Below are 8,936 nucleotides of genomic sequence, written 5' to 3'. Positions count from 1 at the left end.
GCCGCCGCAGCGCCGGGACGAGCAGCACCGCGAGGACGAGCGGGACGGCCAGCGCGGTCAGCGCCGGCCCGCGGGCGTGCGGGTCGGCGAGCAGCGCCAGTAGGCCCACCAGCGAGTAGGCGGAGGTGGTGATGACGCCGCCGGCCAGGATCACCGCCGTGGCGAGCGGTGCCGACGCCCCGCCGCGGCGGAACTGCCGGAACGTGTAGACGACGCTCACCGCGGGGCCCGCCGGAAGCGTCGTGGACAGCGCGTTGCCCGCGTAGGTGATCGCGAACGCGCGGCGCAGCGGCATGCGCAGCCCGCCGACGCGCAGCAGCCGGCGCTGCAGCCGGGCGAACGCGCCCATCGACCCGGCCACGGCCAGCACGACCATCGTGAGCCAGCCCGGATCGGCGTGCGCCGCGGCCGACCAGATGGCGCCGAGGTCGGGCAGTTCGTCGCGGTAGAGGGGGAAGGCGGCGAGCGCGCCCAGGACCAGCGCCCACTGGACGAGGAGACCCGCTTTGCGCCGCCACCACGGGCGCGGCGCCGCTCGGTCGTCATGCCCGCCGGGGAGCGGGAACGGGGACTCGGCGTCGGCCAAAAGGGGCCCGGCGCTGGCCGAAATGGGCGCGGCGCTGGCCGAAGGGGGCGCGGCGGTGGCCGAAAGGGGCTTGATGTCGGCCGGCGGGGGCTCGGCGTCGCCCGGAGGGCGGACCGGTGCCGTGACTGTCTCATGCATGTCCCGGTCACCTCGCAAGCTCGCCCGCAATGCGCAACCTATGGCCCGCCTATGACATTCCCCCGGGTCCGGAAACGAACCGCAAAGAGACCCCTGCCACACGCGTCACCGGCGGCCGCGGCCCGCGGGCGCGCGGACGCGCGGTCAGGGCCGCCGCGTCGGGTTGACGGCGTCGGACTCGGCGGCGGTGTCCGGGCGGGGGCGCTCGTCGTCGCCGTCCCGCGCGGCCTGCCGCTCGTACTCGGTGATGCCGAGCCCGTCCCTGCTCTGCTCGGGCTCCTCGATCACCAGGTCGTCGGGCGGGTCGGTCACGTACTCCTCGGTCAGGCCGATCTCCTCGTCCTGATCGTTGTCGCCCATGTCGTCGATGTCGTCGCGGAAGTCGCGCGACTCACCGGGCCTGCGTGCCCTCATCATTCCCTCCCGGTTCGTCTGGTTTTCACCTGATCGAACCGGTATCCCCGCTGACCGGAGCCCTACTCGTGATCGCGGACGGCTCTGTCCGCGGTCGCGGACCGCCCTACCCACGGTCGCGGACCGCGACGAGCCCGCCGATGACGCCGATGTACGCGCTCCCGTCCGGACCGATCGTGATGGGCGCCCAGTTGTTGTCGAACCACTTGCCCGTGCCCGTGAGCACCTTGTAGGCGGTCTTGCCCGTGTGGACGTCCACCGCGGTCAGGTACCAGGCGTCGATGAGGTCCCGGCGGGGCTCCTTCGTGTACAGGTACAGCAGCCCGTTGGGCACCGACACCTTCGGCACGGTGGACGGCGAGCGCTCCTGGCTCGTCCAGACGGTCTCGCAGCCCTTCCCATCGGACTTCACGTCCACACGGCTCACCCCGCCCACGGACGACCCTCCCGGCGGAAGCTCGAAGAAGTTGCGGTAGCCGTAGTTGTTCTCGACGAACAGGCTGTTCCCGTAGCCGATGAGGGAGTTGTCCGTCGCGCTGGCCCCGCTGCCGAACACGGGGATCTGGCAGACGAGTTCACCGTCGTCCCTGCGCCGGACGATGACGTGCATGCGGTCGTCGGCGTTGTCGGTGATGGCCACGTAGCCGTCACCGAAGAACGTGGGAGTCGTCCCCGAACCCTGGTCGATCTGGCCAGGCTTGCGTCCGGTACCTCTGTCATAGGGCTGGCGCCACACGACCGTGGGCATGCCGCTCGCGTCGGCTCGCATCTGGTACAGCGCGTGGTCGGAGACGATGGAGACGCCGTCCTCGCCCCCGGCGAAGGAGTTCTGGATGCTCTCCCCGGTGAGCCGCGTCATCCGGACGGTGCCCGAGTCCGGGTCCACCGTGCCGACCCGCCCGTTCCGGGTGATCCACCAGATCAGGCCGTCCCAGTCGGGCCCGACTGCGGTGATCGGGTCGCATTCGCCCTTCGGCCAAGGATTCGTCCACGTGGCGCAGTCATGGGGCAGGTGGCCGCTCAGGTCCCAGTCGTCGGTCACCGTGAAGCGCCACCTGCCGTCCGGCCCCTTCTCGTGCGCGAACCGGCGCAGGTGGAAGGCCGAATCCGCCAGGACGGCGCGGTCCTGCGGGTCCAGGTAGTAGTACGCGCCGCCCGACGTGTCGGTGAGCACCTTGTCGAGGCTCAGCGAGAACACGGCCTGGACGGTCGACGGCCGCGGCGGCAGGTCGTAGGTCGCCAGGTCCTTGAGCGTCTTCGGGTCGATCAGTCGCAGGACGAAGTTCTGCCCGCGCGTGCACTGCGCGACGATCAGGCCCGTCCGCCGCGCGAACGTCACCGTGGAGCACAGCCCCGGCAGGCCGCCGCCCTTGGCCTCGTTGAGCACCTCGGGATCGCGGCCGAGCGGCCCTGGGAACGGGTAGGTGTCGGACGCGTAGCTATCGGCGTGCATCGACGACGTCCCCACCGGCCCCTGGTGCGGGTTGGCCGGAACAGGCCGCCCGGGGAGCGGCCGCGGCGTCGCTGGCCCGCCCACGTACGCCGGGACGAAGCCCTTCCCCGGGCCGTCGGGGATCGGGGCGGCCGCCGCGGGGGCCGCGAGGCCGGCGGTGGTGAGGCCCGCGGTCAGGAGGGCGGCGAGCAGGGGTCTGCGCATGACGGGCTCCAAGACGGACGACGGCGGCCCGGTCGCGCCCTCCGGGGTGATCCACAGCGTAAACGGTGATCGTCGATCGCGCTCGGATGGTTACGATCCGGTCATGGGCGTACAAGCTGTGATCTTCGACTGGGGCGGCACCCTGACCCCGTGGCACGACCTCGACCTCACCGACATGTGGCGCGCGATCTGCTCCGCCCACCTGCCGCCGGACGCCGTCGAGAAGGCCGCCGCCGCGCTCGCCGAGGCCGAGCTGGAGCTGTGGCGCCGCGGCACCGAGGAGCACCGCAGCGCCACGCTCGCCGAGGCGTTCGAGATGGCCGGGGTGGAGCCCACCGAGGACCTCCTCGCGGCGCACTTCGAGACCTGGACCCCGCACACCCACACCGACCCCGCCGTCCCCGGCCTCTTCCACGCCCTCCGCGAGCGCGGCATCAAGATCGGCGTCCTGTCCAACACCATCTGGACCCGCGAGTGGCACGAGCGCGTCTTCGCCCGCGACGACGTCCTCGGCATGCTCGACGGCGCCGTCTACTCCAGCGAGATCCCCTGGACGAAGCCGCACGCCGAGGCGTTCCGCGCCGCCATGGACGCCGTCGGCGCCACCGACCCCGCGTCCTGCGTCTTCGTCGGCGACCGCCCCTACGACGACATCCACGGCGCCAAGTCGGCCGGGCTGCGCGCCGTCCAGCTGTGGCACCAGACCACCCACGCCTTCCAGCGCCCCGGCCTCACACCGCCCGACGCCCTGATCCACACCCTGGACGAACTGCTCCCGCACGTAGAGCGCTGGTACGCCTGACCGGCGCCGGGAGCGGAGCAACAGGCGGAGCTCAGACGCTTCGGGGGTCAGGGGCGGCGCGCCACGATCAGGTCGCGGGTGATGGCCTGGTCCACGCGGTGGCGGAAGCTCCGGTAGGCGTCGGAGTCCTGGACGTCCAGGCCGGCGGTGCGGAGGATGTCGGCGAGTTGCTCGCGGCGGCCGACGAAGGTGTTCCAGGAGATCCCGATGGCGCCGCCCGGGCGCAGCAGCCGCGCCCATTCGGGGACGGCGGCGGCCAGCAGGTCGACGGGGCTGCGTGACAGCTGCGGCTTGCCCTTGCGGCCCGGCTGCGCGCCCTTGGGGCGGCTGCCGTGCTGGACGCCGTACGGGGCGTCCGTGACGATCAGGTCGAACGAGGCGGGCCGGAAGAACTTGCCGGCGCCCACGGAGTCGGCGTTGACGACCGTGATCTCCATCGTCTCGCCGCTCTTGTAGCGCTCCTTGGACGCCCCGAACGTCACGTGGAGGCGGCGCCCGAGGACGGCCTTCTCGCGCCGGATGTTGGCCGTCTCGGCCTGGTGCTTGACCCGGTTGTTCTTCAGCCAGGTCTTGATGAAGGCCGCGTAGGCGTCGAAGTCCTTGGCGTCGATGTCGATTCCGGCGGCGTCCAGGCCGTACATCATCGCCTGGTTGAGGGTGGTGCCCCGCCCGCACATGGGATCCAGGACGCGGGGGCGGCCGGTCACCAGGTCCATGGGCGAGTCCATCGCCATCGCGGTGACGTTCAGCAGCAGCTTGGTGAAGTACTCGTTCGTCTTGCCGGAGTACTTCTGGATGGTCAGCAGGTCGCTGCCGAACAGGTCGAGGGGCTGGAGCGCGACCGGCCGGAGCAGCTCGCCCTCGATCTGGAACAGCGCGTAGAGACCCGACAGGTTCGACAGGAGGCGGACGTCCTGCTCCGTCAGCTCGTCGGCGGAGAATGTCACATAGGGGACGCCGCCCATGGCCGTCTCGCGGATGTCGCCCAGGCGCCCGCCCAGGGCCTGTTCGCTGAACACCGTCAGCTCCGCCTTCAGCAAGTCGGCGGCGGCCTGGGCGTAGACGCGGTTGTGCGAAGGGGTGACGAGGAGGCCGTACGCGGTCATTCGCAGAACCCTATTGGAAGGTCGGAGCGGAGACCGCCGGGACGATGGCCCGGCGGTCTCCGCGCGGCCCTTGGACGGGCCGCTCCTCCCCGGTCAGGCGGCCCGCGCGGGACGGTCCGAAGGCGCCGCGTCGTCGGCGGGAGCGTCTGGTGCGGCGGGAGCGTCCGGTGCGGCGGGCAGCGCCCGCGCGCGCTCGTCCGGGCCCTCGGCGGCGGGCAGGTCCGGGAGGTGCCGCGCGGCGGCGGCCAGCAGCTCGTGCACCCGGGCCGTGAGGCTCGCGAGGTCGGCCCGCGCCACGTCCGCCTGCGCCTGGGCGATGCGCGCCTGGCGCCGCGCGGCGTCGCGCTCGGCCGCGAGCCGGTTCAGCTGTTCGTGGTAGGCGTCCCGCAGCTCGTCGAGGGCGCTGCGCCCGCCCTCCGTCGGAGTCGTGGTCACGTCTGGGCTCCTCCCCCGAGTAGTCCCCTCTACCGGGACCAACGCGATCGGTGCCGCGCTTCGTTCCCGCCGTGCGGAAGATCACTCACCCGGTTCGGGGCGGGGCGCGAGGGCCGCGGGCGGCAGCCCGGGGAACGCCTCCGGCGGCGCCGCGGCGCCCGCCCGCGCCCGCCACCGGGCCGACCGTGCCATCGCCCGCTGGGCGCTGTCGGCGGCGAACGCCCGCAGGTCGGGGGCGGAGAGGCCGGCGAGGCCGACGTAGGCGGCGGCGAGGTCGTCCTCCAGCGCCGCCGCGAGCCGGGCGGCGCTGCGCGCGTCGGTGACCCGGACGGGCAGCCGGTAGGCGGCCGCCGCCGGGTCCGGGTCGCCGGACAGGATCGACGCCAGCTCGTCGCGCTGGGCCCGGTGGCCGTTCCACATGTCCTTCGCGGTCTGCCGCAGCGTGCCGCGCAGCCGGGCCCCGAGCACCCCGTACCCGTACACGGCCGCGTGCTCGGCCGACACCGCCGTCCGCAAGGCTTCGGTGTCGGACCTGGAGCGGACGGCCGGGACCTCGCCCCTGACCGTCCTGGCATGGCCCGCTTCACAGGCGCCGATGCTGGCGAGCAACTGCGCCAGCGCGGGGCTTACCTTGGCGGCGTCGGCCGTCCGCGCGCGCGCCGCGCCTTCCTCAGCGTCGCGCAGGAAGGCGAGCGCCTGCGCGGAGCCGGCGGGGACCGGGGGAGCGGGACTGGCGGACGGCATCGCGCCGCCCTCGCCCGCCCTGTCGCCCGAGCCCGGCACGTAGTGCCTCTTCAGGACCTCCAGGTGCCGGCGGTGGTGCGCGAGGACCGGATCGAGCCGGTCGGCGGGCACCGCACCCGATGACCGCGCCGCCTCGTAGGCCGCGATCAGGTGCTGCTCGGACGCGATCGCGCCGACGAGCACCGCGACGCCGGTGCGCCCGGCCGGGGACGACGCCGACGACTCCGCCGCGCAGCCCGCCAGCCACGGCAGGAGCAGGGCGCCCCCGCCGATCGCCCCGCCCAGCACGGCCCCCCGCCGCAGCAGCGCGCGCCGCGACATCGCCTCCTCGGGCGAGCGCGGCAGGGCGTTCGGCAAGGGAGTCTCCTCACCCGGTGGCACGGTGGTGGAGGCCCGTCGCGGTCGCGGGATACGGACGCGTCCATCGGGCCAGCTCAAGCATTCCATATCCGCCGCGCCGGTGAGCCGCCGGAAAGACCGACGCGGTCCCCGGCTGTCGATACCCTTGAGGTGTCGACGGACGAACGGTGACATCCGCGATCGCAGGCGTGACAACAGAGGGAACACGAGGAGGGCCCATGAGCGTCGAGTCCAGCGGTGGCCGCGCTCAGGGCGGGCGCGGTCCCGGCAGGCGCGCCGACGCCTCCGCGCGTCCCGCGCGCGACACGGCCATCGACCGGCTGACCCGGCTGGTGGAGCCCGCCGTGGCCGAGATCGGCCTCGACCTGGAGGAGGTCGACGTCCGCCCGGCCGGGCGCCGCCGCCTCGTGAAGATCGTGGTGGACGGGGACGGCGGGGTCGACCTCGACGCCGTCGCCCGGGTGAGCGAGGCCGCCTCCCGGCTGCTCGACGAGTCCGACGTGATGGGGACCTCGCCCTACGTGCTGGAGGTGACCTCGCCCGGCGTCGACCGACCCCTCACCGAGCCGCGGCACTGGCGCCGCGCCGTCGGCCGGCTGGTCGTCGCGCCGCTGGCCGAGGGCGGGCAGGTCGAGGGCCGCGTGGTCGCGGCCGACGACGCCGCCGTCGAGATCGACGTCGTCCAGAAGCGGCGCGGCAAGGGCGCCGGGACGCAGACCGCGCGGCGCAGGTTCGGCCTGGACGAGCTGGGGCGCGGCCGGGTCCAGGTGGAGTTCAAACCCCTGGAGCGGACGGCCGACGATAAGCGTTCTCCGGCTGAGCCGGACTAGAGGGGGGAACCTCGTGGACATCGACATGACCGCCCTGCGGGGCCTGGAGAGCGAGAAGGACATCTCGCTCGACGTGGCCGTCAAGGCCATCGAAGACGCCCTGCTGATCGCCTACCACCGGACGGAGGGCGCGGCGCCGAAGGCGCGCGTCGAGCTGGACCGGCAGAGCGGGCACGTGACCGTCTGGGCGACCGAGACCGACGAGGAGGGCAACGACCTCCGCGAGTACGACGACACCCCGACCGGTTTCGGCCGCATCGCGGCGACCACCGCGAAGCAGGTGATCCTGCAGCGGCTGCGCGACGCCGAGGACGAGCTGACCTTCGGCGAGTACGCCGGCCGCGAGGGCGACATCGTCAGCGGCATCATCCAGCAGGGCAAGGACCCGCGCAACGTGCTGGTCGACCTCGGCCGCATCGAGGCCGTCCTGCCCCCGCAGGAGCAGGTGCCCGGCGAGCGCTACGAGCACGGCGAGCGGCTGCGCGCCTACGTGGTGCAGGTCCGCAAGGGCCACCGGGGCCCGTCGGTGCAGCTGTCGCGCACGCACCCGAACCTCGTCCGCAAGCTGTTCGCGCTGGAGGTCCCGGAGATCGCCGACGGCACCGTGGAGATCGCCGCGATCGCCCGCGAGGCCGGCCACCGCACCAAGATCGCGGTGCGCTCGCGCAAGTCCGGCGTGAACGCCAAGGGCGCGTGCATCGGCCCGCTCGGCGGCCGGGTCCGCAACGTGATGGCCGAGCTGCACGGCGAGAAGATCGACATCGTCGACTGGTCGGACGACCCCGCGGAGCTCGTCGGGAATGCGCTGTCGCCCGCGCGGGTTTCCCATGTCGAGGTCGTCGACGCCGACGCCCGGGTCGCCCGGGTGATCGTCCCCGACTACCAGCTGTCCCTCGCCATCGGCAAGGAGGGGCAGAACGCGCGGCTCGCCGCCCGGCTGACCGGCTGGCGGATCGACATCAGGTCCGACACCGAGCCGGTGCGGCCCCCCGCGGAACCCGCCGAGCCCGGCCAAACCGGATCTTCTACGTCAGGAGAGCATGCGACAGGCCCCGCGGACGCCTCGGCGCGGTAGACTCATGAAACGTGGCCGGGCGGCCCCTGTTCGCACGTGTGTGGGCTGCCGGGTTCGCACGGCCAAGTCCGGCTTGCTGCGCCTGGTGGTGGTCGAGGGCGTCATCGTCCCCGATCCTCGCGGGCGGCTGCCGGGACGGGGTGCGCATCTGCACCCCGACCTGGGGTGTCTCGAGCTCGCAGAGCGGCGTCGGGCGTTCCCGCGGGCGTTCCGCCTGCCGGGGCCGCTCGACGGTGGTGCGCTGCGGGCACGGCTTGCGGTGCACGCCGCGCGGCAGCAGGATGGCCGAAGTGAAAGCGACGTCTAGTCGGAAGCAGGTCGAGATTGCTATGAGCGCTCGATGAGCACGCCGCGATGAGTACGGCAAGTTAGCGACGGTCCGGAGGCCGCACCCCCGGACCGAGTAGGGAGTGCAGTGGCGAAGGTCCGGGTTTACGAACTCGCCAAGGAGTTCGGTGTTGAGAGCAAGGTCGTCATGGCCAAGCTCAAGGAGATGGGCGAGTTCGTACGGTCGGCGTCCTCCACGATCGAGGCGCCGGTCGAACGCAGGCTGAAGGAAGCCTTCTCAAATTCTTCTTCGTCCTCCAAGCAGGGGGACAATCGGGGCGCGCAGAAGCGACCTTCGGGTCCGCGTCCCGCCGCGCCGCGTCCGGGCCCGCCCGGCGGCGCCTCCGACGGACAGGGCGCGCGCCCGCAGGCCCCCCGGCCCGCCGCGCCGCGCCCCCCCCCCCCCCACCCGCGCCCCGGCGGGCCCCGCGGCCACAGCCGTCCGCGGCCCGGCCCCGTTCC

General features: G+C 73.3%; 11 protein-coding genes. 5 read left to right on the top strand and 6 right to left on the bottom strand.

The window, feature by feature from the left end:
* From AB0K34_RS45200 to AB0K34_RS45190, 3 genes are all read right to left on the bottom strand, one after another.
* Window positions 1-724 (bottom strand): lysylphosphatidylglycerol synthase domain-containing protein (locus AB0K34_RS45200; RefSeq protein ID WP_364554682.1); only part of this gene is annotated, 724 nt, incomplete at its 3' end.
* Between the two features lie 144 nt (window positions 725-868).
* Window positions 869-1,138 (bottom strand): hypothetical protein, encoded by a 270-nt coding sequence (locus AB0K34_RS45195; protein WP_138639969.1) that lies wholly within the window; start codon window positions 1,136-1,138, stop codon window positions 869-871.
* Window positions 1,139-1,244: 106 nt separating this feature from the next.
* Window positions 1,245-2,795 carry a hypothetical protein gene (locus AB0K34_RS45190; RefSeq protein WP_364554680.1) on the bottom strand — a complete coding sequence of 517 codons (1,551 nt, stop codon included), beginning with the start codon at window positions 2,793-2,795 and terminating at the stop codon, window positions 1,245-1,247.
* Between the two features lie 103 nt (window positions 2,796-2,898).
* Here AB0K34_RS45190 and AB0K34_RS45185 point away from each other — a divergent pair, with 103 nt between their 5' ends.
* Entirely contained in the window at window positions 2,899-3,597 is a 699-nt protein-coding gene (locus AB0K34_RS45185) for an HAD family hydrolase (protein WP_364554678.1), read from the top strand.
* 47 nt (window positions 3,598-3,644) lie between these two features.
* Here AB0K34_RS45185 and AB0K34_RS45180 read toward each other — a convergent pair whose 3' ends face one another.
* From AB0K34_RS45180 to AB0K34_RS45170, 3 genes are all read right to left on the bottom strand, one after another.
* On the bottom strand, window positions 3,645-4,703 hold the full coding sequence (locus AB0K34_RS45180) for an SAM-dependent methyltransferase (protein ID WP_138639972.1): 1,059 nt from the start codon (window positions 4,701-4,703) through the stop codon (window positions 3,645-3,647).
* Between the two features lie 93 nt (window positions 4,704-4,796).
* Complete coding sequence (locus tag AB0K34_RS45175; RefSeq protein ID WP_138639973.1) at window positions 4,797-5,138, bottom strand: hypothetical protein; 342 nt, start codon at window positions 5,136-5,138, stop codon at window positions 4,797-4,799.
* A gap of 81 nt (window positions 5,139-5,219) precedes the next feature.
* A complete protein-coding gene (locus AB0K34_RS45170; RefSeq protein WP_364554676.1) occupies window positions 5,220-6,239 on the bottom strand; it encodes a DUF4439 domain-containing protein in 1,020 nt (339 codons plus the stop codon).
* Window positions 6,240-6,460: 221 nt separating this feature from the next.
* Between AB0K34_RS45170 and rimP the strand changes: the two genes are divergently transcribed.
* The 4 genes from rimP to AB0K34_RS45150 all read left to right on the top strand — a co-directional run.
* Complete coding sequence (gene rimP / locus AB0K34_RS45165) at window positions 6,461-7,072, top strand: ribosome maturation factor RimP (protein WP_138633479.1); 612 nt, start codon at window positions 6,461-6,463, stop codon at window positions 7,070-7,072.
* A gap of 25 nt (window positions 7,073-7,097) precedes the next feature.
* Window positions 7,098-8,147 (top strand): transcription termination factor NusA, encoded by a 1,050-nt coding sequence (gene nusA / locus AB0K34_RS45160; protein WP_138633513.1) that lies wholly within the window; start codon window positions 7,098-7,100, stop codon window positions 8,145-8,147.
* Entirely contained in the window at window positions 8,113-8,454 is a 342-nt protein-coding gene (locus AB0K34_RS45155; RefSeq protein WP_338072529.1) for a YlxR family protein, read from the top strand. The genes nusA and AB0K34_RS45155 overlap by 35 nt, the downstream gene beginning before the upstream one ends.
* 108 nt (window positions 8,455-8,562) lie before the next feature.
* Window positions 8,563-8,936, top strand: a 374-nt coding sequence (locus AB0K34_RS45150; RefSeq protein ID WP_364554673.1) for a translation initiation factor IF-2 N-terminal domain-containing protein, incomplete at its 3' end; no start/stop codon positions are given.

Origin of the sequence: Actinomadura sp. NPDC049382, assembly GCF_040677125.1 — a bacterium.
Lineage (GTDB): Bacteria > Actinomycetota > Actinomycetes > Streptosporangiales > Streptosporangiaceae > Spirillospora > Spirillospora geliboluensis.
Note: the sequence above shows the minus strand (reverse complement) of the source record. Positions and strands in the feature narration are given on the sequence as shown.

Coding starts and splice junctions, on each gene's coding strand:
- AB0K34_RS45190 (WP_364554680.1), bottom strand. CDS start 2,795: ATGCGCAGACCCCTGCTCGCCGCCCTCCTGACCGCGGGCCTCACCACC.
- AB0K34_RS45180 (WP_138639972.1), bottom strand. CDS start 4,703: ATGACCGCGTACGGCCTCCTCGTCACCCCTTCGCACAACCGCGTCTAC.
- AB0K34_RS45155 (WP_338072529.1), top strand. CDS start 8,113: ATGCGACAGGCCCCGCGGACGCCTCGGCGCGGTAGACTCATGAAACGT.
- AB0K34_RS45185 (WP_364554678.1), top strand. CDS start 2,899: ATGGGCGTACAAGCTGTGATCTTCGACTGGGGCGGCACCCTGACCCCG.
- AB0K34_RS45195 (WP_138639969.1), bottom strand. CDS start 1,138: ATGAGGGCACGCAGGCCCGGTGAGTCGCGCGACTTCCGCGACGACATC.
- rimP (WP_138633479.1), top strand. CDS start 6,461: ATGAGCGTCGAGTCCAGCGGTGGCCGCGCTCAGGGCGGGCGCGGTCCC.
- nusA (WP_138633513.1), top strand. CDS start 7,098: ATGACCGCCCTGCGGGGCCTGGAGAGCGAGAAGGACATCTCGCTCGAC.